Raw genomic sequence first — 25,396 nt, 5'->3', positions numbered from 1 at the left:
CTGCCGAGCCGTGACTCTCTCCGCGAGCGAAGGCTGGTGCGGGCGGTGGGACTCGAACCCACACGACGTTGCCATCGAGGGATTTTAAGTCCCTTGCGTCTACCAATTCCGCCACGTCCGCGTTGCCTTGCGCGTTGCGCCAGGCGCGCCGATATCTAGCGCGTTTGGTGCCGGAGTGGAATTGCCATTATCCGGCGCGAATGGATGCGGTTTCAATGGTTTAGCGCGGCGGCCGCAATCCCCATTGCGTCCGGCGCCGGTTAAGGGATAAGGCTGCGCGCCGCCGCGATTGAGCCTCAATCCGGACACCGGCGGCTGCTTTAGGCAATCTCAATACTGTCTGACTAAGAAAGCCGAATGTCCGTTCGCATCCCACGCTGCCGAAGCTCGCGCGCAGCGGCTGCAATTGCGCTGCTCGCTCTCGCGGCGGGCGCCTCCGGCTGCGCGCAGATCGGCGACAGCCTCTCGCCGGCCTTTGTCGATCCGGCCAAGTACGAGCTTTACGACTGCAAGCAGCTCGAAACCGAGCGCAAGAACCTCGTCAGCCGTGCCAAGGACCAGGAAGCGCTGATGAACAAGGCGCAGACCGGCGTCGGCGGCACCGTGGTCTCCGAGATGGTCTATCGCAACGAGCTGATCTCGATCCGCGCCCAGCAGAAGCTCGCGGAGGAATCCTGGCGCAGCGGCAAGTGCCATGAAACCCCGCCGGAGACGGCCTCGGCGGCGCCGCCGCCCGCACCTCCGCCCGGCGCGAAGCCGTCGCGGTCCGGGCTGCGTTGAGACACCAGCGCGTTTTCGCATCAAGTGGAATCCGTTTCGCGTGAAGACGGCGCGTCCGCTTCACGCCCGCCAGTCGTAGATCCAGTCCTGCCGCGCCAGCATGCGCTGCGGCCCGATCGCGCGGATCGCAAGATCGCGCGCGATCGCCGCAGGCCCGCTCAAATGATAGATGCGGCCCTGCCGCCGCGCCAGCCGCTGCACCTTGAGCACGCGTGCGCGCCGCATCTGTGCGTAGCGCTGCAGCGCGGCGGGAATGCCGGCGATGCTTTCACCGGTGCTGTCGCTCAACGCCTTGGCGAGCACCGCCGCGTCCTCGATCGCCATGCCGGCGCCCTGTGCGGCAAACGGCAGCATCGCGTGCGCGGCGTCGCCGAGCAGTGTCACCGCACCTTCGCTCCAGCGGCCGATATCGGGCAGGGTGAACAGCGCCCATTTGCGCCAGCCGTCGACCGCACCGATCAGCATCCGCGCGGTCGCCGGCCAGCGCTGTGAGGCGAATGCGTCCTTGATCTCTCTGGTGTCGCCGGGCGCGCTCCAGCCCGGCCGGTTCCAGGTGCCGGCGACGATCGCGACCACGTTGATCTGGCGCCCGGCCGAAATCGGGTAGGCCACGAGATGCGCGTCCGGTCCCATCCAGAGCTGCACCCGCGGCGAGGTGTATTCACGGGGCAGGGCGGTCGCGTCCAGCGTGCCGCGCCAGGCGATCAGGCCGGAGAATTGCGGCTGCAGGTCCGGGAACAGATGTCCGCGCACCGACGACCAGATGCCGTCGGCACCGATCAGCGCCACCGCAAGTTCCTGCTGCCGTGCATTGCCGCGGCGCTGGACCACGGTCAGCCCTTTGGCGTGCTTGGTCACATCCTCGAACTGGCAGCCGAGGCGGAGATCGATGTCGGGATGATCGTTGACCGCGGCCTCCAGCGCGGCCTGCAGGTCGGCGCGGTGGATCACCCAATAGGGTGAGCCGGCGCGGAACGCCGCCGCCTCGCCGAGCGGCATCCGCACGATCTCGCCGCCGGCCCGCGCGCTCATGATGGCGACGGATTCCGGCGTCACCGCGCGCCGCGCCAGCCGTTCCTTGAGCCCGAGCTCGACCAGCACGCGGCTGGCATTGGGGGAGATTTGAATGCCGGCGCCGGCTTCCTCGAGCCGCTCGGCCTTTTCCAATACGACGACGCGGAACCCTTGTGCCGCCAGGGTCAGCGACGCGGTCAGTCCTCCGATTCCGGCGCCTGCAACGATGACGGTTCGCGTCAGCGCCACGGAACGGTCAGGCGACCTTGTCTTTCAGCACGCATTCGGGCGGACGCGCCTCACCGGGCGCCAGGTCGGAGGCGAAGCGATACAGCGTCGAGCAATACGGGCAGATGATCTCGTTGTCGTTGCCGAGGTCGAGGAACACATGGGGGTGGTCGAACGGCGGGTTGGCGCCCACGCACATGAACTCCTGCGAGCCGATCTCGATCACTGAAACACCGGCATCGTTATGGAAGTGCGGAACGACGTGGTCGGACATATTCTCACCTTGGATGGCAAAGACGACAAAAACGCAATCAGCAGCATGCAGCATCGCGAAATGCCGCGCACCATACTGGCGGGAACAGTTGATTCCTAGAGCCCCGACGGCCCATTTGCTCATGCAAATTCGACACAATCTTGTCGTCCCAGAGAAGCCCTTCTTTGGTCGCAGCCGTTGTGTCGCAAAAACGGCACACTATTTCCAAGGCTACTCAAACTAAGGCGAATTAAACCAGAGGTTTCGGTGGAATGAACCGGGTGCGGCTCAGTTTTGCGGTGGCAGGCCTCGCGGCAAGTGCTGTGCTGGGTACGGCCATTTGGCCGCACGCCCGCGACGCCGGTGTGGTGCTGGCCGCACGGGACGATCCTGCTGCGCTCGCCGATCTCAGGATCAATGCGGCCCTGCGCGACAACCCGGCGTTGATCGCTGATAACATCGAGGCTGCCCTTGCGTCCGGTGACGCCGATCTCGCGGCGAGCTTCGTCGCGCTCGCGCGTGAGAAAAATATCGCGCTCGATGACAGCATCACCAAGCGCGTCGACGATGCGATCGCCGAGCAAGCAACCACGATGCATTTCGCCAAGGGGTTCGCGACGGGCCTCGTGACCGGCAATGCCGACGATGTCGCAAGCCTGTCCGGCACTGTCGCAGGCGATCTGTTCGTGTTCGGCGACATCAGGGATGTGGTGCGCGAGAGCAAGCATCTGGCGATGGGTGAGGATACCGATCATCTGGTGCTTGGGCTTGCAACCGCGGGCCTCGCAGTGACGGCGGCGACCTACGTCTCGGTCGGTGGCGCCGGACCGCTCCGCGCCGGGCTGACGCTGGTCAAGGATACCCGCAAGGCCGGACGGCTGAGCGAGGGGCTGATCGCATGGGCGGGACGCTCGACGCGCGAGGTCGTCGACGGGCCGGCGCTGAAAGAAGCCGTCGCATCCGGTTCGGTGCTGCGGCCGGCGGAAACCGCGAGCGCGATCCGCGCCGCGTTCCGGGCCGAGAAAGCCGGCGCGCTGGTGCGCGTCGCCAAGGATGTCGGGCGCATCGGCGAAGCGGCCGGCGTTCGCGCGGCGCGCGACACGCTGAAAGTCGCGGAGAACCCGAAGGAGCTCGCGCGCGCCGCCCGCATTGCCGAAGCCAAGGGCGGCCAGACCCGCGCGATCCTGAAGCTGCTCGGCCGCGGCGCGCTGTTGCTGGTGGCCGGGACATTCAACCTGACGATGTGGCTGTTCGGCGCGCTGCTTGCGCTGTTTGGCTTCCTGTCCTCGATCAAGGCAACCACCGAGCGGGCCACCGCCTGGTGGCTGAGGCGGAGCAAGGCGCGCCGCCTGCAGCGGCAACTGGCGGCCGCTCCCGTCGCGCTGGCGGGCGCTGCAGTCCAGGGCTAAGCTTGCGACCGGCTGCCGGTCGCCAATCCCAAACCTCCCAGAAAAAACGGAACTGACGATGCCGAGTTTCCATCACGGCGATGTTGAAATCGCCTATCTCGACGAAGGCGAGGGCGAACCGATCGTGCTGGTGCACGGTTTTGCGTCGAGCAAGAACGTCAACTGGGTCTATCCGACCTGGGTATCGGATCTGGTCAAGGCCGGCCGGCGCGTCATCGCGCTCGACAATCGCGGCCACGGCGACTCGGCAAAGCTCTACGATGCCGAACAGTACGAGATCGCGATCATGGCAAGCGATGTGATCGCGCTGATGGATCACCTCGGAATCGCGCGCGCCGATATCATGGGCTATTCGCTGGGCTCGCGGATGACGGCGATCCTGGCGCTGCAGAATCCGGATCGGCTGCGCTCGGCGATCCTCGGCGGCATCGGCATCGGGCTGATCGAGGGCGGCGGGCCTGGCGAGAATGTCGCCCTGGCGCTCGAAGCGCCGTCGCTTGAGGATGTCACCGATCCGGTCGGCCGCACCTTTCGCGCCTTTGCCGACCAGACCCGCTCCGACCGGGCTGCACTCGCGGCCTGCCTACGCGGCTCGCGCCGGCTGATGACGCGCGAGGAGGCGGCCGCGATCCGCGTGCCGGTGCTGGTTGCAGTGGGCAGCAAGGACGAGATCGCCGGCTCGGCGTTCGCGCTCGGCAAGGTCATCCCGGGTTCGGAAGTGCTCGATATCCCGAACCGCGATCACATGCGGGCGGTCGGCGACAAGGTCTACAAGACCGGCGTCATCGACTTCCTGTCACGGCGCAAGTAGGTCGTCGACCTCATCGTCCCCAGTGAAGGCGCGCGCTGCCGCGATCAGCACCACAAAGGTCGCGACCCAGGCCATGCGCGCGCCGTAACGGTCGTGCGGGCCGGAGATCACGCCGCACACCACGGCATTGCCGAGCAATGCGAGCGTCACCGTGCCCGCAAGCAGCGTGAGGTCGTCGCGCTTCCGCCGCCACAGTCCGCGACCGAACAGCAGCGCGACCAGCAGCATCGAGGCCAGCGCGACCGGCACGTGGAAGCGGTTGATCGTAGTGAAATCGACCTGCCATTGCTGTTGCTTGGCCTTGCGCATCGGCGCGAGCTGCGCCGGGATGTAGCGCTCGATGATGCCGTAGGTATGCGGGATCCAGCCATTGGTGCCTTCGCCGGTCGCGACGTGCATCAGCTGGTCGGCGGTCGCGGCCAGCGCGGCCTCTGCCTGCCATGCCGGATAGGCGGCCAGCGAGTGCAGCACGATGAAGCCCATCTCGTCGTTCAGGCCCTGGAAGCGGCCGAGCGCGTTGAACATGCTGTTGCCCCACAGGAAGTCGTCGGCGGTCGGCGGCAGCTGGTCGCGATAGGGGCAGAGTTTCAGTTTCTCGTTCGCACAATGATCGCGCAGATATTGCGCGACGATGCCATCCTGCAGCATGCGGCCGAACGGGACGCCGTAGCCGCCGGGCGTCCAGGCGAGCTGTCCCGACAGCGAAAAATTCGCCGCCAGCAGCATCACAGCTCCAGCGACGATGGTCAGGCTGCCCTGCGCGAGACCTGCGAGCGGGATTTGCCGGCGCAGCCACGGGCGTGCGATCCAGCCGACGCAGCACAGGCCGAGCAGCACCGCGAGCGTCGCGCTGTGGGTCGCGGCCGAGAACGCCGTGAACACGAACAGCGCGGCTTTCTCCAGCGCCGAAATCCGCGCGCCGTGCAGCACGAGGACGAACAGGGCGAGCACCGACAGGCCGGCAAAGATGTCGGTCAGCAGCATGCTCGAAAGCCAGGGCAGGGCGGTGGTTGCGATCAGCGCGAGACTGATGGCGACCAACCGGACCGGGCGGGCAAGGTCGAGCACGCGCAGCACGAGTTGCAGGATCCACAGCGTTGCCAGGCTCTGGATGCCGAGATTGAGCCAGAAGCTCGCTTGCTCGCCGAGATGCAGGTAGATGCCGAACACCGTGGACCGGCTCGGCACCAGGTACCCCTCATACCAGCGCGCGAGGTAGCCGCCGGTGTCCCACTGGAGCAGCGGATAGCCGTTCCAGAAGGCAGGCGCCAGCAGCAGCAAGGGAATGGCAATGGTGGCGATCCAGACCGACCGCGTATCGGCCCGGCGCGCCCCTAAGACCTGGGTCTTGATGGTGTATCCCCCCGTAAGTGGGCCGACCATGCCCAAAACCACGGTCGGGACGAAATCCGCCAATAGTTGCAGAGGGACGGCTTGATTTCGGCAAAATCCCGACCACCTGCCCTAGGCGTGCTCAAGGCGTCCTTGGGGCCGCGTTCGGCTGGGGGTTTACCGTTACCGAGCCATCCCGGGACGCAGATAGTGCGCCGTGCTATAATCTACAACCGAACAACCGAATTGCGAGAGCAGCTATGGCAGTTCATCAGGTCAATCCGCAGGGGGGCAAGCTTGCGGCACTCGATCCGATCTGGGATCGCATCCGCAACGAGGCGGAAGACATCGTCCGGCGCGAGCCGGAACTTGCGTCCTTCATCTATGCGACCGTGCTGCATCATGACCGCCTCGAAGATTCGGTGGTGCACCGGCTTGTCGAGCGGCTCGATCACGCCGCGCTGTCGGGCGATTTGATCCGCCAGGCCTATGCCGAGGCACTGCGCGATGCGCCCGATATCGGCAATGCCTTCCGCGCCGATCTCGTCGCGGTCTACGATCGCGATCCGGCGACCTCGCGCTTCATCGATCCCTTGCTCTACTTCAAGGGCTTTCACGCGCTGCAGACCCACCGTCTCGCGCACTGGCTGTACCAGAAGGGCCGCAAGGATTTTGCCTTCTACCTGCAGAGTCGTTCGTCGGCCGTGTTCCAGACCGATATCAACCCGGCCGCCAGGATCGGCCGCGGCATCTTCCTCGATCATGCCACCGGTTTCGTCTGCGGCGAGACTGCGGTCATCGAGGACGACGTCTCGATCCTGCACGGTGTCACGCTCGGCGGCACCGGCAAGGAGAACGAGGATCGCCATCCAAAAATCCGTCATGGCGTCCTGATCGGCGCCGGCGCCAAGATCCTCGGCAACATCGAGATCGGTCATTGCGCGCGCATCGCCGCCGGCTCCGTCGTGGTCAAGCCGGTGCCGCACAACGTGACGGTTGCGGGCGTGCCCGCGAAGATCGTCGGTGAAGCCGGCTGCGCCGAGCCGTCGCGCACCATGGATCAGATGCTCGGCGCGATCGGGCTTTGATTTCATTCGTTTTCTGAGCACGCACTGTGTGCGTGAACGTCACGTTGCCGGAGCCTGAAAAGGCTCTGGCGATCCGTGTCGTCTCGTCCTAAAACCTCCCCGGAAAATGATCGACCAGATTGGAGACTGCCGTGGACGTTCAGGAAGTCAGGAAGCTTGACGCGTATCTCAAACGCGTATTCGGCAATCCCAAGATCCGCGTGGTGCCGCGGCCGAAGAAGGACGACTCCGCCGAGGTCTACATCGGCGAGGAATTCATCGGCGTGCTGTTCGTCGACGACGAGGACGACGATCGCTCGTTCCAGTTCCAGATGGCGATCCTGGAAGAGGATCTCAGCGAGTCATAGTTCGGCGCGATGCCGAACGGTGGGCAAAGGCGCGGAGAATGAATCTAGGTCTGCGCTAGCCCTTCGCGCTGTGCATCTGTGCGGCGAGGCGCTCCATCGCGTTGGCGATATCGCGCCATTGTGCGAGCCAGCTGCGCGGGAAGCGGAAGGTCAGGTCGGCGCCATCGATGCGCCGCTCGCTCAGGCACATGCCCGGCGTTGAGGTGTCGCGCGTGCAGCGCGCGGTCAGCGCCGGCTCGCTCGCGCTGAACAGATCCTCGCCGGCATAGGGCGAGCCGTCGCGAAACGCGCGGCTCGTCAGGCCGTCGTCGGTGGCGGCGGCGGCGTCGAGATAGCGCGGATAGATCGTACGGATGCGAACCTCGGGCGCCATGGAATCGTGGTGCGCCGCGATCGACACGAAGATGCGGTCGATCGGCTGCACCTTGTCCTCGACGGTGTCGGCGCTGTAGTGCTTCGGCGCCGCGGGCGCCTCGAGCGACGGATAGAGGAAGCTGAGGTCGACGCGCTCCTGCGGCCCGGAATGGCGCTGGACCTTCATCCGCACCGCCGCGGTCGGCACGTTGAACAGCGTGCCGCCGACGCTGACCGGCAGCCGCGACGGGTCGCTTGCCGGAACCGTGGTGTAGGTCGGCCACAACAAATACGCGACGAGCGCGATCGCGCCGGCAGCTAACACCGCCGACAGCATGATCGGAACGATGTGCGCGCGCGGATTGCGGCGGGTGTCGCGGGCGAGATGCTGGGCCGTCGAGAGCAGGGTCATGAGCGAGGCAAGGGGACCGGGGCGGGAGTAACCGAATCACCTGCCGACTATGCCACGCGATGGCGGATTTCCGTATGATTCCAATGGAATCCCGGCACCGCCGGCCATGCGCAAATGCGTCGTCCACCACGCCGGATTAACCTTTTCTTAAGGATGCTGTGGCGGTGGCCCGGCAATTCTGCGAAGCAGGGTGGCCAGTTGCGTAGCGGAAGTTCCGATGTCGCCCGATACCTTGAATTCGCTGTTCTCGCTCTTCATCGGCTTTGCGCTCGCGGGCGCGTTGGCCAGCGGCTATCAGGCGATGGCCGAGCGTCCGGCCGGGTTCGGCCTGCTGCACGAGGGCGTGGCCCCGAAGACGTTCGCCGCGGTTCCTTTCCTGGTGTTTGCCGCGCCCTTCATCATCATGCGCAACACGCTGCGCGGCGCCCGGATCGAGCGCCGCCGCTTCGAATTCGTGATGATGGCAACGATCATCTCCGGCTTCTGGAGCCTGATGTCGGGCACCTTCTTCGTGATGACGCTGCGCGCCGCGGGCCTGATCGCCTGATCCGCCTCCCGCTTGCTTGAAACCATATCCGCCGCTGTGCCAAGGTCGCCTCGACCGGGGCTTCGGTCCTGATTGAATCAGAGCCGAAGCTGCGGATGGATTTGACGCGTTTTCGTCACGCGAAGGAGTGTCGCGCGAAAACGCTCCAGGGAGACCTTGATGGCGATCTACGAGCTCGACGGGCAGGCGCCCGATCTTCCCGCCGACGGCAACTTTTTCGTCGCTGATACTGCCGTGGTGATCGGCAAGGTGCGCCTCAAGCCGCGGGCGAGCGTCTGGTTCGGCGCCGTGCTGCGTGGCGACAATGAATGGATCGAGGTCGGCGAGGGCTCCAACGTCCAGGACAATTCGACCCTGCACGTCGACCCCGGCTTTCCGCTCGTGATCGGCAACGACGTCACCATCGGCCACAACGCGATCGTGCACGGCTGCACGCTGGAGGACGGCGTGCTGATCGGGATGGGATCGATCGTGATGAACGGCGCGCGGATCCGGCGCGGCAGCGTCGTCGGTGCCGGCGCCGTGATCACCGAGGGCAAGGAATTTCCGGAGTACTCCCTGATCATCGGCGCGCCGGCGCGCGCGATCCGGACGCTCGATGCCGCCCAGATCGAGCAGATGACGAGGCCAGCCAAGTCGTATGCGATCAGGGGACCGCAATACAAGGCAGGACTTAAGAAGGTCGGTTGAGGAAGATCGGCTGAGGCGTCAGCTCTTCCGGCCGCGCTTGCGCGCGTTCTTCGGCTGAGCTGCAGGGCCTTGCTTCGTTGCGTCTTGCTTTTTCGCGTCCTGCAGCCGCGCGCTCTTGCGCAGCGCGTCCTTCAGGTCGATCGGAATGCCGTGCTTCTTGAGCAGGTCGGCAAAGGCCTCGTCGGCGAGCTCCTGCAAGGTCGCCATCCGGTCGCGCGCGAGCTGCTTCAGCTTGTCGAACGTGTCGTCGTCAAACTCGATCAGCTTGCGCAAATTGCATTGCTCCAATGTCAGCCGGAACTGCCGCCTTGCGGGTCGGTTGATCTCCGCAAGGAGATTCCCATGCGCAAATTATCCGCCACCGCCGCACTCGCGACAATCGCAATTCTGCTGGCGCCTGTGGTTGCCGTCGCCCAGAGCACGGGCACCGGCACCGGCAGCTCCTCAACCGGCAGCTCCAGTCCGACGTCGCCGCAGACGTCGTCACCGCCAGGCACCAACAGCGCCGGCACCGCACAATCCTCGGGCCGGCCGAACACCGGCGCAGGTGTTACGACCGGGTCGGCGCCGGCTCCAAGCTTCGACAAGGCCATCGAGGATGAGAACCGGCAGGTCGATCGGCGGTTGAAGGGCATCTGCCGAGGTTGCTAGGCTCTCGGGCCGCCGTTCTGGTTAACGCTGGTCGCGCAGAAGTGAGCGCGACATAGCGCGCGGGCGGGAAGCTGCGGTCTTACATTGGTTTAGCATGATCGGACGCAGGGACGCGTCGAAGGATTCTTCTTTAGAGGAGTAACGGGTGATGTTGCGTAAAACGATGATTGCCTTGATGGCGACGGCCGCGGTCGGCCTGCTCACGGTCGACGCCGCGTCCGCACGTGGTGGCTTTGGCGGCGGCGGCTTCCGCGGCGGCGGCGGCGGTTTTCACGGCGGCGGCTTCGGCGGCTTCCGCGGCGGTGGGTTTGGCGGCGGTGGCTTCCGCGCGATGGGCGGCGGCTTCCGGGCCGCGGCGATCGGCGCTCCCGGCTTCCGTGGCGGCGCATGGGCAGGCCGTGGCTGGCACGGCGGCGGCTGGTATCGTCGCGGCTGGGGTTACCCGCTCGCGGCGGCAGCGATCGGCGCCGGACTGGCCTACGGAGCCTACGGTGGTTATGGCTATTACGACGACTATTATGGCGGCGGCTATCCGTACTACGCCGGCTATGGCTACGGTTACGGCCCCGGATACGGTTACGATGACGGATACGGTTATGGAGACGGCGGCTGCTACCTCGTCCGCCGCGGCGTCATGACGCCCTACGGCTGGCGGGTCCGCAGCGTGCAGGTTTGCAACTGACGTTAACGAACGACGCCGGCCGATCGACTTGATCACCCTGCCGGCTGTTGTTGCGGCCTCGGCGCTTTGCGCCGGGGCCGTTATCTTGCCGGGCGCATCGCGCAAGCCCGCCGACGCCCAACGTCGTCAGCCGAGCACGCCGTATTTCTTCAGCCAGGCCTGCATCTGCTTCCAGCCGTCCTCGGCGGCCTCCTTGCGATAGCTCGCGCGATAGTCGGCATGGAAGCCGTGCGGCGCACCGGGATAGATCTTGAACTCGGCGGTCTTGTTGTTTGCGGCCAGCGCTGCCTTGAAGGCTTCCACGCTGGCAACCGAAATGCCGGTATCCGCTTCGCCGTAGAGGCCAAGCACCGGCGCCTTCATGTCAGGTGCGAGCTGCATCGGGCTCTTCGGCCACAGCGGGTTCGGCGGATCGAGCGGCGCGCCGTAGAAGGCGACGCCGGCCTTCAGCGCGGTCGAATGCGCGGCGTACTCCCACACCGTGCGTCCGCCGCGGCAGAAACCGACGATGCCAAGCCGCGAGGTATCGCCGCCCTGCGATTTGGCCCAGGCCACCGTCGAGTCGAGGTCACCCAGCAGTTCGGCATCGGGCTTGCCGTTCACGAGTTGCACCAGCTGCGGGGTATCGGTGATCTTGGTGAGGTCGCCCTTGCGGAAATAGTAATCCGGCGCCACCGCGAAGGCGCCAAGCTTGGCGAGCCGGCGCGTCACGTCCTTGATGTATTCGTGGATGCCGAAGATCTCCATTGCGACCAGCACCACCGGCGGATTGTTGACGCCGGCGGGGCGGGCGAAATAGCCGGGCATCTCGCCATCGGCGACCTTGATCCTGGCGTCGCCGACCGTCAGCCCGCTGGTGTCAGTCGTGATCACGTCGGCACGCACGGGACCTGCGGCCAGCGTGTAGCCCGCCGCAACCGCGGCCGATGCGGTCATGAAGCCGCGGCGCGATACCGGCGCGGGTTTTGTCAATCCGATGACATCCTGGGTCAGAATGGGTTCGGCGCTCATCAACGTCCTCCTGCGGGATCAAGGAGGCGCATTCAGCAAACAAAGCGTCCGCTGGCAAATCACCAGCCTGCGAGGATGGCGCGCAAAAAAACAAGGCCGTCGACGTAGTATACCGTCAACGACCTTGCCAGCCCCGGATATTGAAATCGGCTCACGCCATCCGGTGATTTAAGGATGACTCGGATTCGAAGGGCGATATGTGAACCACTTCACAAACCCTGCGATTAATTCACGCTAGCGGGCGAACCGGAGAAATACGGGGTTTGGTCGGACGGCAAGGGATCAGCCGCGCGAGCGGTGGCGCTTGCGATAGGCGCTCCGCTTCGACCGCTTTCGCGGCGAGGGCTCCGCGGCCGGCTCATTGGCTTGCGCGTTGGCCTGCGCCTGGCGCAGACCCTCGATCTGCTCGGTCAGCGCGGCGATCTGTTCGGAGAGCTTCTTGTTGTCGGCCTGCTGCGCGGCGATCTGCCGGCGCAGGGTCTGCAGCTGGTCCTGCACCGTCTGCAACTGGTCGATCGATTCCTGCTGGGTCGCTTCCAGCCCCTTGGTCTTTTCCACCAGGGCCTCGGAGACCTGCGCGGTCTTCGCCTGCAGCTGGCGGGCGGCCACCATCCGATCGGTCTCGGGCATGTTGCCGGTAAAGCTGCGGTAAAGCGCGATCGAGCCGATCCCGAACAGCACCAGCACCAGCGCCACCGCGCCGATCGCAATTGGCTGCACACCAATACGGCTGCTCAGCTCTGCATTCCGGGGGGCAAGTTCGACCATGCGACCAAAACCGGACATCAACTGAAAGGTTCCGATTAGCACAACCTCTCGGCGCGGGCAAAACCGGGCATTCAAGCGGGCCGCCACCCGATCGGCGAAATGCCGCAAATTCGAAGCTTTTGCCCCAAACCGGGACGGGGCCGGGGCGGAGTGTGCCCGCGCGCGCCCCGGCCGCGTCTCAGGTCGCGGACGCGATCAGGCCGACTCTCATGTCTCTGGCGACATAGACGCAGGTGTCGTCGGCCAGCACCCGGCCATCCGCGATGCCGAGAACCAGCCGGCCACGCCTGACCTGGCGCATATCGACTTCATAGCGCACCCGCCGGACCGCCGGCGTGATGTGTCCCCTGAACTTGACCTCGCCGACACCGACCGCGCGGCCTCGGCCGGCGGAGCCGGACCAGCCCAGCCAGAAGCCGACAATCTGCCACATCGCGTCGAGGCCGAGGCATCCCGGCATCACCGGGTCGCCGGCAAAGTGGCAGGCGAAGAACCAGTGCTCCGACGTGATGTCCAACTCGCCGACGACATGGCCCTTGCCGTACGCGCCGCCGTCCAGGCTGATCTCGGTGATGCGGTCCATCATCAGCATCGGCGGCGCCGGCAGCTGCGCATTGCCGGGGCCGAAATAGCCACCCTCGCTCGAGCGCTGCAGATCCAGCTTGCTGTAGGACGATTGCGGCGTGTGAAAATCGTGCGGATTGAACATGATGACATCAGATCTTTGACTTCTGGCTGAACCTTAGCTGCCGCGCCTCGAGGGCCGGATCTGCGCCTTCGCCGGCAGCTTCAGCGCGGCGGCCATGAAGGCCCAGATGTCGTCGGTGAGCCTCGCCCGATCGGGCCGCCGTTCGCCGGTGAACGCACCGATCAGCGCCTGGCGGATGCCGCCGATCATCAGCGCGATGGTGAGGTCGGGATCGATGTCGGCGGAGACGATGCCGTCACGCTGCGCCGCCTCAATCATGCGTGCGCCACCCGCGAGCTGCCGGCGGGTGAAGGCCGTCTCGACATCCAGCACCTCCGGCGCCCGGCTCAGCGGACCGATCACCAGCGGCGCAAACGGGTGGTCGTAGTGAAACGCGACATAGGCGCCGATCCGGGCTTTCTCCCGGACCGCCCAGCTCGTTGCCGGCAGCTTGGCCCCGGCAAACGCCGCCTCATCGAGCTGGCCATAGAACGCCTCGACGACGGCGGCGATCAGGCCGGCCTTCGATCCGAAGTGATGATAGGCGAGCCCGACCGACACACGCGCGCGCCTGGCGACGGCCTGCATTTCGAGGTGGCCGTGGCCTTCGATCAGCTCGTCCTGCGCCGCGGCGAGCAGCTTTTCGCGTGTCCCAAGGCCCGTCACAATTATCTTCCGTTGGCTGAATTGAATTCAATTCAAGCCTGCGCTCATGAACGTGTCAAGCGGACAAACTGCAACGGACGAGGTCGCTCGCCGATGCTGCGAGAACGTGATGTTCAAGTTGTGGGCGAACGCCAATGCACGGCTGTGCCGATCGACCTAAGGGCCCGCGAGCCACGCAACAGGCACGTCAAGGGCGCGGGCAAGAGCCTCGATCGTTTCGGGAGTGCCCGGCTTTTGTCCGGTTTCGATTTCGGAAAGATACCCTTGGCCGATGCCCGCCGTTTCAGAAAGCGTAACTTGCGACACGTTGCGCCACTTGCGTATTGCCTTGAGCCGGCTCGCACCGCGCAGAATCAGTTCGGTCACCTCCGACGGCAACAGAGCAATGGGATCGCCTGCCAATTCCGCTTTGCGGGCGTCATACATCGCGATGTCATCGGCATCTTCGCGATCGCCGGCTGCAGCGACCAACGCGTCATATTCGCTGCGCGGCATAACCACCATTTCATCTCCGTTCGGGGCTTTGATAATCTGAACGCTCATGGTTGCCTCGTCATCGATAGGTGGTTGTTTCGCGCTTGCCGATGTAGATCGCAAGGATCGTGGTCTGGTCTTCGTCAAACAGAACCCGATAGCGCCCGACACGCATACGATAGCCATCGCGTCCTTGAAGGCGCTTCACGTCACCGAGGCCGGTCATGGCATAGCGGTGAAGGGCGTCTGCAATCGCGGCGCGAGGCGCCGCCGGGAGCTGGTCGAGGTCTTTCGCCGCCGCGTGGGTGAGAATGATCGTCTTCACAGCGATAATATCGCCGAAAATGGCGATAAAATCAAACAAAACAGCGATATTTCGCGCAGTGCCAGCGATACTTTTGCAAGCCGACAAGATGGGCAGCCGGACTCTAAACGGACTACCGCCTTATCCAAGGCTTCCCGCCCATCGCCACCCAGACCAGGTAGAGCGCGGCCACGAGGGTGAACGCATTGCAGCCGATATTGAAGACGTAGGTGAACGGCGCCTCACCGTAGGAGAGAAGGCGAGGCGGGTAGTTCTTGCGGTATTGCAAGATATCGCCGTGGTCGATCCAGTATTGGAGCCTGCCACCAACGGTGAATGCAACAAACAGCCCCGCGGCACCCAATCCGATCCTGGCTGCGATCCTGCTCCACATGTCTCGGTCATCGCGTAGTCGCTCTACGCCCCGTTTATCGGCTTGCCCCCCAAAAAAGGGTGCGCCCAGGCTTTGGGGGAAGCCTGGGCGCGCGCGAACCGGTCTGGGACGGGGAGGGGTGGGGATGTGACCGGGTCGCGTAACCAAAAATCCTTCTTCGCTTCAGCGCGAGCTTGCCGTCGAGATCGCCGGGCGGCTGTCACCGAGCGAGACCCACACGTTGGGATCGCTCTGCGATTGCCGCTTGACGAAGCGGTAGCCGGTGTCGGTCCAGGCGACGATGCTCTCGTTCTGATTGTCGAGCACGAACTCGCCCTTGTCGGTCTTCACCGTCAGCACCGCGTGGCCTTCGCCCTTCTTGTCGCGGACGACCGTGATCAACAGCGCCTCGCGCGGCCAGCCGGCATCCATCAGCATCTTGCGCTTCAGGAGCACGTAGTCCTCGCAGTCGCCATAGCCGTCTGATGGCAACGACCATTTCTCGATCACGCCCCAATGATCCATATCGGTCATCGGCTTGATGGTCTCGTTGACCCACTTGTTGACCCGCACGAGGTCGCGCCAAGCGGTCTGCGACAACACGATGTCGCGTGGTTGCGTCGCACCGCCGCGGCAGTCGCCCGGATTCTCGGTGCAGAATTCGACCCAGCCGATCGGCGAACGTGCGACGTCGCCGAGGCTGGCATAGACCACGTCGCCGGCCTTGGCCGACGCGCAAGTCGCAAACAGGATGGCGGCAACCGCCAAACCTTTCCCCTGTCCCCTGAACCCAAACATTGTGGCCCCCGTTCTTCTTGTTGGGACCATGTTTGACACAAAGGATTTGCACCGCCGCTAAGTGCGTGAAGTCGATTTGACGCGAATACTGGTAAAAGCTGCGGCGAATTCGATCTGTACTTGAATCGAATTTGCGTAAAATTTGAAACGACTGCAGTTGATTCAAATTTTACGCATTAACCGGCCGCCGCCTTGTTCCATCGCGATTTGCCGGCCAAACGGAACCGCCGTTAACCGCCGAAATGCATGCGCCCAAACGCGGCGAAGGCGGCCGCCGGAGCTCCGGGGCCGCCTTCGCGCGCTGAATGTATGGGTTTTGCGCGGTCTTGCGCTTTACCTGGCGGTAACGCTCTCTTCGAGCGTTTCCGCGGCCTGCTCGTGCACGAACTCGAGTGCAAAGCCTTCCTCGAGGTTTCGCACCACCCGGGCCTGCACCTTGCCGAGCATCACCAGCGACTTCAGCGGCGGGCGGTTCTCGGCGGCGATGGCCGCGCCCGACAGCGAGAGGTCGATGATCCGGCAGGTCATCCGCGTGCCGTCCTCCTGGGTCAGGAGGGCGATCGGGTTGCGCGGCACGATGCGGTCGTGGCGGCGATCCTCCGGCAGGTTGAGGATGTCGCGGTTGGCGAGCCAGGTGAGCTGGGCGGCGAGCTTGTCACGCTTGCGCGCGGTGGCCCCGATCGTCATCGCAAAGCCGTTGTCGATGATCCGGGTGATGCGGCCCTCGACCCGGCCGATATGGTCGAGATAGGCGATCACGCGGTCGCCGACATTGCCGATGCCGGGCGCCAGCAGCGCGAGGCCGCCCGGGGACATGTTGATAATCTGGCAGGGAAACTCGCGCCGGTCGGGCAGCATGTAGCGGCCGAGCAGGTGGACCTTGACGCGCTGGAAGCGCCGCCGTTCCTCGGCTACGGGGACGACGGTAGTTTTCTTCTGTGCAAACGACATCACCACAAACCCGACCACCGTCCATCCGGAGCCCCGACGACCCTAAGGCTGATAGGGTTAACGGGGCGTTACGGCGGCGTGCATCAAGTACAGGCAACAGGCCTGCGGTTGAGTGACGCGCCGCATGTCGGCCGCCAGTGGAACCAGACGCGGCTGATCCGCCCGAGACGATCGCGCCGGCCGCGATCAGCAAGGCGCGCGAAGGGCCGCGGTGCCGCGGGCGACATTGGCATCTCCAATGGCTTCACCTAGCCTGTCGCTGAGGGCGCGCCCTAACAAGCGCCATAACGACAACAACAGGGAGGAACAACCGATGCAGCAGATTCGCGTCTGCACGCATGAAGGGCCGGGCGCAAAGCCGGTGATCCGCACCGTGCCGTGGCCCGAGGTCGGCAAGAAGGCGGCGCTGATCAAGGTCGGCGCCTGCGGCGTCTGCGGCACCGATCTGCACATCCTGAAAGGGCACTGGCCGAAGCCGCTGCCATGGCCGTTCACGCTCGGCCACGAGCTCGGCGGCGTCATCGTCGAATGCGGCGGCGAGTTCACCGAGGATTTCATGAGCAAGCCGCTGCAGGTGGGCTCGAAGGTGATGATCCCGCCGTTGATGCCGTGCGGCCGCTGCTACTACTGCATCCACTATCCGCAAAGCGCCAACAAATGCCTGACGCCGGTCTATTACGGCCGCTATCTCGGCTTCGACAAGCCGCCGCACATGTGGGGCGGCTGGGCCGAATATGTCTATGTCGATCTCGACATGCTGCCGGGCACCAAGATCTACAAATTGCCCGACGACATGTCGCTGCGGCTCGGGGCGCTGTCCGAGCCCTTGACCTCCTGCATCCGCGCCTTCAATCGCGCCACGCGGGCGGGCGGCTTCAGCTGGGGCGACACGGTGGTGATCCAGGGCTCGGGACCGATCGGCATTCTCGCGGTGGCTGCGGCGCAGGAGATGGGCGCGGGACGCGTGATCTGCGTCGGCGCGCCGGAGACGCCGCGGCTGGCGCTGGCGCGAAAGTTCGGCGCCGAGGCGACCGTCGACATCGAGCAGCTGAAGACGCCGGACGAGCGCATCAAGGCCGTACGCGACATCGTCGGCGGCTTCGGCGCCGATCTGGTGATGGACTGCTCTGGGCATCCGACCGCGGGGCCCGAGGGCATCGAGATGCTGCGCGACGGCGGCACCTATGTCGAGATGGGCCAGTTCACCGATGCCGGCTCGATCGACACGTCGTGGCATCGCATCTGCACCAAGGACCTCAACGTGCTCGGCTCCTGGGGCTTTACCGGCAACGACCTGCCGCTCGGCGTCGACATGCTCTATCGCACGCGGAGCAAATATCCCTGGCTCGACATGCAGACCATCTACCCGTTCACGGAGGAAGGTGTCGGCCAGGCGGTCGCCGACGCGATGGCGATGAAGACGGTGAAGTCGACCATCGTGCCGTGGCCGGAACTGGTGGGGTGATCGCCATGCGCGCGCCGACGCAATTCGTGTTGCAGCGCTTCCAAGGGTGTCGAGGCTGCGGCGGTAACACGCAGGTACCCTTGATATTACTCGCGGGCGCGGCGGCCCGGCGCTAACATCCCGTCATGCAATCGAACCGGGTACCGCCCACGGAGGGCGCGAGCGCGACATTTGCGTGGGGGAACGTGTCGGACGAATTCGCGCTGTTCAAGACGCTCAGCGCGGAACAGCGGCTGAGGGCCCTTGCGGCAATGACCCGGCAGGATCTGGTGCGCGGCCAGCTGCTGGTCGAGCAGGGCGGATCGTCGGACGCATTGTACCTCGTGCTGCACGGTGCGCTCGCCGTGTACCGGACCAATCATCCCGAACCGATCGCCGAGCTTCGCGCCGGTGAACTGGTCGGCGAGATCGGCTTCTTTGCCAACATCCCGCGCACCGCCAATGTGATCGCCATCAGGGACTCAAGCGTGCTGGTGCTGACGCGCGCGGCCTATGCGACGCTGGTACAGGAAGCGCCGGCCATCGGCGATGCGTTGTTAGCTGCGCTCGCGCAGCGCTTTGCCCGCGAAACCGCGCGCCTGATCCCGGTGCGGGCGTCGCCGAAGGCGCGAACCGTCGCGCTGATCGACTGCGGCCGCGAGCCGGTGCCTGCCGGCTTTGAGCACCGGTTGCGTCAGGCGCTGGCTGCGGCCGGCGCCGAGATCGTCGATCTCGCACGCCTTCAGGCGATGTTTCCCCGACGCGCGCTGGACGCGTCCGAGATCTCCGACTGGCTCAATCAGCTCGAACACAACGCGCCGCTGGTGGCTTATTTCGGCGGCTGCAAAGCCTCCGAGTGGACGCACAAGGCGATCAGGCAGGCCGACCTCGTCGTGTTCGTCTGCCGCGGCGATGCGCCCGCGCCTGATCTCACCGAAGTCGAAAGCTTCGCCTGCACAGTTCATCCGGTCGCGGCGCGCCGGCTGGTGCGTGTTCATGATTATCGGCGCCACGAGGTCAGCGGCACCGCGGCGTGGCTGGCGCGGCTGCCGTGCTTCATGCATCACCATGTCGCGCTCGAAGACCAGATCGATATCGACAGTCTGGTCCGCTTCCTGTGCGGACGCGCCGTCGGATTTGTCGCCGGCGGCGGCGGCAGTCAGGGCACCGCCCATGTCGGGGTCTACAAGGCGTTTTGCGAGCGCGGCGTCACGTTCGACATCTTCGTCGGCACCAGCGTCGGCTCGGCGATGGCGGCCGGCTTTGCCAAGAACTACGATGCCGAGCATCTCGAGCGCGGCACCCACGAGATCTTCGTCTCCAGCCGCAGCTTCCGCCGTCCGACCTGGCCACGCTACGCGCTGCTGGACCATAAGGATTTCGACGCCGCGCTCGCCGATCAGTACGGCCATAATTGCCGGATCGAGGATTGCTGGCGGCCGTTTGCGGCGGTCGCCACCAATCTGTCGACGCACAGCCTCGAACTGATCCGGACCGGCCTGCTCTGGCAGGCGGTGCGCGCCTCGAGCGCGATCCCCGGCCTGCTGCCGCCGTTCTACACCGGTGACGGATTGATGCTGGTCGACGGATGCCTGGTCGACAACGTGCCGCTGGGGCCGATGCAGCAGCTGAAGAGCGGCCCCAATCTGGTGGTCCATTTCGGCGATCCGGCAACCGAGATGTTCAATGTCGACTATGCCGCGCTGCCCGGGCGTCTCGAACTGCTTGCGGCAATGCTGCTGCCGTTCGGCAGGAAGACGCTTCCCGCGGCGCCGAGCGCCGTCAACGTGTTGTGGCGCAGCCTCGTCGCGCATCAGCGCTACGACACCTTGCCGACCACGCCGTCAGACGTGGTGATGCGGCCGCCGACGCCGTTCGGCATCGACGTGACGGACTTCGACCGCCATCGGGAGATCTTTCAGTCCTCCTACCTCTGGGCCCGCGACACCATCGCCGGCATGGAGGCGGCGCATCATCCCGCCCTTGCGGCGATCGTCGCGTCGGTCGGTCGCGCGGACAGCACGGCGCCCGCGACCGCGGCGGCCTCGCAGGCTTCGCTCGTGCCCTGAGCGGTCGGCCTGACCCGGCATATCCCGATTGGCTGCACCGCATCGGTGGCGGTTGCGCATGCCGGCGGACTCGACCATCGTCCCGCGCCAGAGCGTTTTCCAGCGAAGTGGATACCGGTTCGCGTCAAGAAAACGCGTCAAAAAAGAATCTAGACCTCCGTTCCGATTCAATCGGAACGGAGCTCTTAATCCGGAGATGATGATGCCTTTTGACTTGATCCTGCGCGGCGGCCGGGTGATCGACCCCTCGCAGAAGCTCGATGCCGTGACCGATGTGGCGTTCAGGGGCGGCAAGGTCGCCGCGGTCGGCGACGCGCTTGCCGCCGATCCTGCGACCGAGGTGCGCGACGTGTCCGGGCTGATCGTCACGCCGGGGATCATCGACCTGCACACCCATGTCTATTGGGGCGGCACCTCGCTCGGCATCGATGCGGAGGAATTTTGCCGCACTTCGGGCGTCACCACCGCGGTCGATACCGGCAGCGCCGGCCCGGGCAACTTTGCCGGCTTCCGCAAGCATGTGATCGAGCCGAGCCAGGTCCGCATCCTCGCCTATCTGCACGTCTCGCATGCCGGCATCTTCGGCTTCTCCGACCGGGTGATGGTCGGCGAGAGCGAGGAATTGCGGCTGATGAACCCGGTCGACGCCGCGCGCGTCGCCGACGAGAACCGCGACCTCATCGTCGGCATCAAGGTGCGGGTCGGGCTGTTCGCCTCCGGCACGTCGGGCATCGTGCCGCTCGAGATCGCGCTCGAGGTCGCCGAGCAAGTCGGCATGCCCTTGATGGCGCATATCGACCATCCGCCGCCGAGCTATGAGGAAGTGCTGGCGCGCCTGCGCCCCGGCGATGTGCTGACCCACGCGTTCCGTCCATTCCCGAACACGCCCGCGACTGCGCAGGGCACGGTGAAAAGGAGCGTGCTGGAGGCGCGCGAGCGCGGCGTGATCTTCGACATCGGTCACGGTAAGGGGTCGTTCGCGTTCAAGACCGCGCGCGCGATGCTCGCCAACGGCTTCTATCCGGACACCATCTCGTCGGATATCCATCAGCTTTGCATCGACGGCCCCGCGTTCGACCAGGTGACGACGATGTCGAAATTCCTCTGCATGGGGATGCCGCTGCCCGATGTGATCGCAGCCTCAACCGTCAACGCCGCGATGGCGCTGCGCCGGCCGGAGCTCGGCAGCCTCAAGCCGGGCAGCGTCGGCGACGCCACGCTGATCTCGGTGCGGGAAGGGCGGTTCGACTATGTCGACGTGGTCGGCGAGCACCTGGCGGGTGATCGCAAGATCGCGTCGGAAGGCGTCGTGATCGGCGGCCGCTGGTGGCATCCGACATGACGAGCGCCGGCGCTTCACCTCTCCCCGTCGGGGAGAGGTCGGATTGCGCTCGGCGATGCGAAGCATCGTCCGGTGCAATCCGGGTGAGGGGTCTTGCTCTCGATAGACTGTAACCCCTCACCCGATTTGCTGCGCAAATCGACCTCTCCCAAGGGAGAGGTGGACCTGCTGTGCTGCTGCAGATGAACGCAATCAATCATGCATGTCTAATCAGCGACGATCGGCCCGAACGGCTCCCATCGCTCGCCGGTGAAGCGCATCATGCGGAACTGCTTGATCACGCGATAGTCGGCGCGGCTGGTGTTGATGGCAAGGCCGGGCAGCAGCAGATCGAGCTCGACACTGTTCAGGCTGGCGGCCTGGCGCATGATGTTATCGCGCGAGACATCGTCGCCGCATTGTTGCAGCACCTGCACCAGCAGCTCGGCCGCGCTGTAGCCGTAGACCGTGAACAGGCTCTTGCGGTCGCCCTCCGGATAGTACGCGTCCATGAATGCGCGCCATCGCTTCATGCCGGTATCGTCAGCCCAGCTAGGGTCGCTTGCCTCCTTGAACGAGCTCGCCGAGATCAGTCCCTTGGCATTCCCGACTCCCGCCGGTACCAGCACCGCGTCGATCGAGGACGAACCGACGCCGAGCAGGTGCAGTGGTTGCCAGCCGAGTTCGGCCGCCTTGCGGATGGCCTGGGCGGCGAATTTCGGCGCGGCCATGTCGATCAGAACGTCGATCCCGGCGGCCTTGAGACGGACCACCTGCGTATCGATGGTCGGGTCCGTCACGTCATAGGGGGCTTCGGCCGCGAGCATGGCCGGCGCCCGCGCGCCGAGCGCGTCCTTCAGCCCCGCGAGATATTCCTTTCCGCTCTCGTCGTTCTGGTAGAGCAGGCCGATCCTGGCATTAGGATGATTGTCGAGAATGAAACGCACATAGACGCGGATCTCGGTGCGCAGGTTCGGCGCAAATCCCATGGTCCATGGAAAATTGACCGGATCCTCGAACCGCGTGGCGCGCCCGCCCGCAAACAGTTGAGGGATGTGGCGATCGTTGAGGTATTTCTGCACGGCGATGTTTGGCGCGTTGCCGACGCCCTGGAACGTGAACAGGACCTCGTCGCGTTCGACCAGCTTGCGAACCTGCTCGACCGTCTTGGCCGGCGTCGCGGCATCATCATAGGAGATCAGATTGATCCGGCGGCCGTTGATGCCGCCGCGGTCATTGATCATGCGGAAATAGGCCTCCTGCACCTTGCCGATGACCGCGAAGGCCGACACCGGGCCGCTATACGGCATCGTCTGTCCAACCTTGATTTCGGTGTCGCTCGCGCCGGGATCGTATTTGCGGCTTTCGGCGCGCATCTCGGCCGCGGCGAATAGACCGAGGCTGATGACTGCTGCTCCGATCGCCGGTCTGCGCCATCTTCCAGGCATCGCGGACTCCACGGTCGGCGGTAAGACGAAACATCAAGCGCGTGCCGGTTCTTGCGACGCGTCGATGCAGCAAACCGACTCTATCGCATTAGCGCGCAAGCGGTCTCGCAATGTCGTCGGGCGTTTTGCCCGAAGCGGCGTGGAAATACTCCTGATCAGCAATCGCGGCAACGTGATCGCGCGGATGTCGCGCGATTCGTTCCGCGGTTCATGCTGTCAGCAAAAAAAGATTGGCACGACGCACTGCGTCCCTCGCCTTGTGCCGGAACGGCCGCGCACCACATCTCCGCACCGCAATTCTTGGGTGCAGGTTTGGGTTCCCAGACCGCCCAGTTGCGAATTGTGGAGATGGACTATGGACTTCCTCGGTTTTCTTAATGGCTCAGGTTTAACCCAACCGGCCATTTGGATCGCTGCAGCGGTCGCATGTGTGATCCTGCTGCGCGTATCAAACGTATTTCGCTACATTCCGAACAATCAGGTCGGCATCGTCGAAAAGCTGTGGTCGCCGAAGGGCTCGATCGACGACGGCTTCATCGCGCTGAACGGTGAGGCCGGCTACGAGCCCGAGGTGCTGCGCGGCGGCCTGCACATGATGTTTCCCTTCATGTACCGGATTCACACCTCCGACCTCGTGACCGTCGGCCAGGGCAAGATCGCCTACGTGTTCGCGCGCGACGGTGCGCCGCTTGAGCCCTCGCAGGTGCTCGGCGCCAACGACACCGACGACAAATCCGACTTCCAGGATGCGCGCCGCTTCCTGCTCGGCGGCGGCCAGAAAGGCCCGCAGCGCAAGGTGCTGCGCGAGGGTACCTATGCGATCAACACCACGCAGTTCGCCGTCATTACCGACGAGCGCGTCTATGGCCATGCCTTGAGCGAGCGCGAGCGCGGCGTGCTCGGGAGCATGCAGCTCACGATCACCGAGCGCTGGGGCTTTGCCCCGGTGGTGCTGGCGGCCGATCACGACCTGGTCGGCGTCGTCACCGTGCATGACGGTCCGTCGCTGCCTCCGGGCGAGATCATCGCGCCGGAGGTCGGCACCGACCTGCGCGAGGAGGCGACCTTTCACAACAATTTCCAGGAGCCCGAGAAATTTCTGGCCGGCGGCGGCTATCGCGGCCGCCAGCTGCAGGTGATCGTCGAGGGCACCTGGTACATCAACCGCCTGTTCGCGACCGTCGAGGCGGTGCCGAAAACCGTGATCCCGGTCGGCAATGTCGGCGTCGTCATCTTCTACACCGGTCCGCGCACCGACGACGTCTCCGGCGAGCAGTATCGCCATGGCGAGCTCGTGCTCAACGGCAGCCGCGGCGTCTGGAAGGATCCGCTGCTGCCGGGCAAGTACGCCTTCAACACCTATGCCGGCAAGATCGAGATCATCCCGACCGTCAACTTCATCCTGAAATGGGTGCGCGGCGAGGTCGGCGCGATGAAGCTCGACGAGAACCTGTCGGAGATCTCGCTGATCACCAAGGACGCGTTCGAGCCGACGCTGCCGCTTTCGGTGGTGATGCATATCGACTACAAGAAGGCGCCGATGATCATCCAGCGCTTCGGCGACGTGAAGAAGCTGGTCGAGCAGACGCTCGATCCGATGGTCTCGGCGTTCTTCAAGAACATCGCGCAGAAGATGACGCTGATCGAGCTGCTGCAGAACCGCGCCGCGGTCCAGGCGGAGGCGGCGGACGAGATGAAGGCGAAGTTCGAGAGCTACTCGCTCGACCTCCAGGAGGTGCTGATCGGCACACCGCGCGCGGCTGCGGGTGACCACACCATCGAGAACATCCTGATCCAGCTGCGCTCGCGCCAGATCGCGCGCGAGCAGATCGAGACCTATCAGGAGCAGGAGAAGGCCGCGGTGCAGGAGCGCGCGCTGAACGAGGCCAAGGCGACGGCGGCGGCGCAGACCGCGCTGACGCAGTCGCTGATCCAGGTCAAGGTCAATGAGAACGAGGGCGCGGCGGCGCTGGCGCGTGCGCAGAAGGACGCCGAGACCCGCAAGGTCACGGCAGCCGCGGTCGGCGAGCAGTCGCGGCTCGAAGGCCAGGGCGAGGCGGACCGGGTGCTTGCGGTCGGCGCCGCCAATGCGCAGGCGACCAAGCTGGCGGTCGATGCCTATGGCGGCCCGGAGTACCGGCTGGCCGAGCAGAACTTTGCAAAGTTCGCCGACGCCCTGACCCGGATCAACCAGCCGCTGGTGCCGCAATTCCTGATGTCGGGCGGCCCGGCGGGCGAAGGAAGTAGCGCGGGTCTGATCCCGACCGCGATGCTGAGCTCGATGTTCGGACAAATGATGCCCGGCGCGCTGGAAAAGCTGAAGGACGAGGCGCCGAAGCCCGCGCGCCGCGCCAACGGCCAGTGATGTTGCGCGCTGCCACCTCTCCCTCTGGGAGAGGTCGGCGCGCAGCGCCGGGTGAGGGGTTACGGTCCCTCGTGGGCACCGTGGCCCCTCACCCGATTTGCTGCGCAAATCGACCTCT

Annotated in this window: 28 protein-coding genes and 1 tRNA gene; 13 read left to right on the top strand and 16 right to left on the bottom strand. The window is 65.1% G+C overall.

Going from position 1 to position 25,396, the window contains the following annotated elements; translation table 11 throughout:
• Window positions 1–34: 34 nt before the first annotated feature.
• Window positions 35–121, bottom strand: a tRNA-Leu gene (locus CI41S_RS05085).
• 236 nt (window positions 122–357) lie between these two features.
• Here CI41S_RS05085 and CI41S_RS05080 point away from each other — a divergent pair.
• Window positions 358–780 (top strand): twin-arginine translocation pathway signal, encoded by a 423-nt coding sequence (locus tag CI41S_RS05080; RefSeq protein WP_139857682.1) that lies wholly within the window; start codon window positions 358–360, stop codon window positions 778–780.
• A 60-nt stretch (window positions 781–840) separates the two neighbouring features.
• Here the strand turns inward: CI41S_RS05080 and CI41S_RS05075 are convergent, their stop codons facing one another.
• Together CI41S_RS05075 and CI41S_RS05070 are read right to left on the bottom strand one after the other, a co-directional pair.
• Window positions 841–2,043, bottom strand: coding sequence for an FAD-dependent monooxygenase (locus CI41S_RS05075; protein ID WP_139857681.1), 1,203 nt, complete (start codon window positions 2,041–2,043; stop codon window positions 841–843).
• 7 nt (window positions 2,044–2,050) lie between these two features.
• Window positions 2,051–2,296: a zinc-finger domain-containing protein gene (locus CI41S_RS05070; protein WP_139484603.1), complete on the bottom strand. Its 246-nt coding sequence runs from the start codon at window positions 2,294–2,296 to the stop codon at window positions 2,051–2,053.
• Window positions 2,297–2,547: 251 nt separating this feature from the next.
• Between CI41S_RS05070 and CI41S_RS05065 the strand changes: the two genes are divergently transcribed.
• Window positions 2,548–3,684, top strand: a complete 1,137-nt coding sequence (locus CI41S_RS05065; protein ID WP_139857680.1) for a hypothetical protein — start codon at window positions 2,548–2,550, stop codon at window positions 3,682–3,684.
• A gap of 58 nt (window positions 3,685–3,742) precedes the next feature.
• Window positions 3,743–4,495, top strand: coding sequence for an alpha/beta fold hydrolase (locus tag CI41S_RS05060; RefSeq protein WP_139857679.1), 753 nt, complete (start codon window positions 3,743–3,745; stop codon window positions 4,493–4,495).
• Here CI41S_RS05060 and CI41S_RS05055 read toward each other — a convergent pair.
• Window positions 4,481–5,878 (bottom strand): hypothetical protein, encoded by a 1,398-nt coding sequence (locus CI41S_RS05055; RefSeq protein WP_139857678.1) that lies wholly within the window; start codon window positions 5,876–5,878, stop codon window positions 4,481–4,483. The two genes, CI41S_RS05060 and CI41S_RS05055, sit on opposite strands and share 15 nt — an antisense overlap.
• A gap of 209 nt (window positions 5,879–6,087) precedes the next feature.
• Between CI41S_RS05055 and cysE the strand changes: the two genes are divergently transcribed.
• Together cysE and CI41S_RS05045 are read left to right on the top strand one after the other, a co-directional pair.
• Window positions 6,088–6,915: a serine O-acetyltransferase gene (gene cysE / locus CI41S_RS05050; protein WP_139484517.1), complete on the top strand. Its 828-nt coding sequence runs from the start codon at window positions 6,088–6,090 to the stop codon at window positions 6,913–6,915.
• Between the two features lie 131 nt (window positions 6,916–7,046).
• The gene (locus CI41S_RS05045; protein ID WP_139484518.1) at window positions 7,047–7,262 is read left to right on the top strand and encodes a DUF3126 family protein; all 216 of its coding nucleotides are present in this window, start codon (window positions 7,047–7,049) and stop codon (window positions 7,260–7,262) included.
• Between the two features lie 55 nt (window positions 7,263–7,317).
• Here CI41S_RS05045 and CI41S_RS05040 read toward each other — a convergent pair whose 3' ends face one another.
• Window positions 7,318–8,028 (bottom strand): hypothetical protein, encoded by a 711-nt coding sequence (locus tag CI41S_RS05040; RefSeq protein WP_139857677.1) that lies wholly within the window; start codon window positions 8,026–8,028, stop codon window positions 7,318–7,320.
• A 217-nt stretch (window positions 8,029–8,245) separates the two neighbouring features.
• Here CI41S_RS05040 and CI41S_RS05035 point away from each other — a divergent pair, with 217 nt between their 5' ends.
• Together CI41S_RS05035 and CI41S_RS05030 are read left to right on the top strand one after the other, a co-directional pair.
• Entirely contained in the window at window positions 8,246–8,575 is a 330-nt protein-coding gene (locus CI41S_RS05035; RefSeq protein ID WP_139857676.1) for a DUF6949 family protein, read from the top strand.
• A gap of 159 nt (window positions 8,576–8,734) precedes the next feature.
• Entirely contained in the window at window positions 8,735–9,265 is a 531-nt protein-coding gene (locus tag CI41S_RS05030) for a gamma carbonic anhydrase family protein (RefSeq protein WP_139857675.1), read from the top strand.
• An 18-nt stretch (window positions 9,266–9,283) separates the two neighbouring features.
• Here the strand turns inward: CI41S_RS05030 and CI41S_RS05025 are convergent, their stop codons facing one another.
• Complete coding sequence (locus tag CI41S_RS05025) at window positions 9,284–9,538, bottom strand: hypothetical protein (protein WP_139857674.1); 255 nt, start codon at window positions 9,536–9,538, stop codon at window positions 9,284–9,286.
• Window positions 9,539–9,607: 69 nt separating this feature from the next.
• Between CI41S_RS05025 and CI41S_RS05020 the strand changes: the two genes are divergently transcribed.
• Complete coding sequence (locus CI41S_RS05020; protein WP_139857673.1) at window positions 9,608–9,916, top strand: hypothetical protein; 309 nt, start codon at window positions 9,608–9,610, stop codon at window positions 9,914–9,916.
• Between the two features lie 148 nt (window positions 9,917–10,064).
• The gene (locus tag CI41S_RS05015; protein ID WP_175607148.1) at window positions 10,065–10,598 is read left to right on the top strand and encodes a hypothetical protein; all 534 of its coding nucleotides are present in this window, start codon (window positions 10,065–10,067) and stop codon (window positions 10,596–10,598) included.
• A gap of 126 nt (window positions 10,599–10,724) precedes the next feature.
• On the opposite strand, the gene CI41S_RS05010 is transcribed toward CI41S_RS05015, so the two are convergent.
• The 9 genes from CI41S_RS05010 to CI41S_RS04970 all read right to left on the bottom strand — a co-directional run bounded on the left by CI41S_RS05010 (window position 10,725) and on the right by CI41S_RS04970 (window position 16,631).
• A complete protein-coding gene (locus CI41S_RS05010) occupies window positions 10,725–11,534 on the bottom strand; it encodes a dienelactone hydrolase family protein (RefSeq protein ID WP_430650005.1) in 810 nt (269 codons plus the stop codon).
• A 357-nt stretch (window positions 11,535–11,891) separates the two neighbouring features.
• Window positions 11,892–12,377, bottom strand: coding sequence for a hypothetical protein (locus tag CI41S_RS05005; RefSeq protein ID WP_139858571.1), 486 nt, complete (start codon window positions 12,375–12,377; stop codon window positions 11,892–11,894).
• Window positions 12,378–12,555: 178 nt separating this feature from the next.
• Entirely contained in the window at window positions 12,556–13,086 is a 531-nt protein-coding gene (fabA, locus tag CI41S_RS05000) for a bifunctional 3-hydroxydecanoyl-ACP dehydratase/trans-2-decenoyl-ACP isomerase (protein WP_139857671.1), read from the bottom strand.
• Window positions 13,087–13,119: 33 nt separating this feature from the next.
• Window positions 13,120–13,731 carry a TetR/AcrR family transcriptional regulator gene (locus CI41S_RS04995; protein ID WP_172627921.1) on the bottom strand — a complete coding sequence of 204 codons (612 nt, stop codon included), beginning with the start codon at window positions 13,729–13,731 and terminating at the stop codon, window positions 13,120–13,122.
• A gap of 156 nt (window positions 13,732–13,887) precedes the next feature.
• On the bottom strand, window positions 13,888–14,274 hold the full coding sequence (locus CI41S_RS04990) for a helix-turn-helix domain-containing protein (RefSeq protein ID WP_139857669.1): 387 nt from the start codon (window positions 14,272–14,274) through the stop codon (window positions 13,888–13,890).
• A 10-nt stretch (window positions 14,275–14,284) separates the two neighbouring features.
• Window positions 14,285–14,569: a type II toxin-antitoxin system RelE family toxin gene (locus CI41S_RS04985; protein ID WP_430649996.1), complete on the bottom strand. Its 285-nt coding sequence runs from the start codon at window positions 14,567–14,569 to the stop codon at window positions 14,285–14,287.
• Between the two features lie 73 nt (window positions 14,570–14,642).
• Window positions 14,643–14,903: a hypothetical protein gene (locus CI41S_RS04980; RefSeq protein WP_139857668.1), complete on the bottom strand. Its 261-nt coding sequence runs from the start codon at window positions 14,901–14,903 to the stop codon at window positions 14,643–14,645.
• Between the two features lie 162 nt (window positions 14,904–15,065).
• On the bottom strand, window positions 15,066–15,680 hold the full coding sequence (locus CI41S_RS04975; RefSeq protein ID WP_172626986.1) for a transglutaminase-like cysteine peptidase: 615 nt from the start codon (window positions 15,678–15,680) through the stop codon (window positions 15,066–15,068).
• Window positions 15,681–16,013: 333 nt separating this feature from the next.
• Window positions 16,014–16,631 (bottom strand): PilZ domain-containing protein, encoded by a 618-nt coding sequence (locus CI41S_RS04970; protein ID WP_139484529.1) that lies wholly within the window; start codon window positions 16,629–16,631, stop codon window positions 16,014–16,016.
• Window positions 16,632–16,944: 313 nt separating this feature from the next.
• On the opposite strand from CI41S_RS04970, the gene CI41S_RS04965 reads away from it, so the two are divergent.
• From CI41S_RS04965 to CI41S_RS04955, 3 genes are all read left to right on the top strand, one after another.
• A complete protein-coding gene (locus CI41S_RS04965; RefSeq protein ID WP_139857667.1) occupies window positions 16,945–18,096 on the top strand; it encodes a zinc-binding dehydrogenase in 1,152 nt (383 codons plus the stop codon).
• 185 nt (window positions 18,097–18,281) lie between these two features.
• Window positions 18,282–20,144, top strand: a complete 1,863-nt coding sequence (locus CI41S_RS04960) for a cyclic nucleotide-binding and patatin-like phospholipase domain-containing protein (protein WP_244626407.1) — start codon at window positions 18,282–18,284, stop codon at window positions 20,142–20,144.
• Between the two features lie 202 nt (window positions 20,145–20,346).
• Window positions 20,347–21,486 carry an amidohydrolase/deacetylase family metallohydrolase gene (locus tag CI41S_RS04955; protein WP_139857665.1) on the top strand — a complete coding sequence of 380 codons (1,140 nt, stop codon included), beginning with the start codon at window positions 20,347–20,349 and terminating at the stop codon, window positions 21,484–21,486.
• Window positions 21,487–21,692: 206 nt separating this feature from the next.
• On the opposite strand, the gene CI41S_RS04950 is transcribed toward CI41S_RS04955, so the two are convergent.
• Entirely contained in the window at window positions 21,693–22,913 is a 1,221-nt protein-coding gene (locus CI41S_RS04950; protein ID WP_139857664.1) for an ABC transporter substrate-binding protein, read from the bottom strand.
• A gap of 355 nt (window positions 22,914–23,268) precedes the next feature.
• Between CI41S_RS04950 and CI41S_RS04945 the strand changes: the two genes are divergently transcribed.
• The gene (locus CI41S_RS04945; RefSeq protein WP_139857663.1) at window positions 23,269–25,278 is read left to right on the top strand and encodes an SPFH domain-containing protein; all 2,010 of its coding nucleotides are present in this window, start codon (window positions 23,269–23,271) and stop codon (window positions 25,276–25,278) included.
• Window positions 25,279–25,396: the final 118 nt, after the last annotated feature.

It is taken from the genome of Bradyrhizobium ivorense, assembly GCF_900696085.1.
GTDB lineage: Bacteria > Pseudomonadota > Alphaproteobacteria > Rhizobiales > Xanthobacteraceae > Bradyrhizobium > Bradyrhizobium ivorense.
Note: the sequence above shows the minus strand (reverse complement) of the source record. Positions and strands in the feature narration are given on the sequence as shown.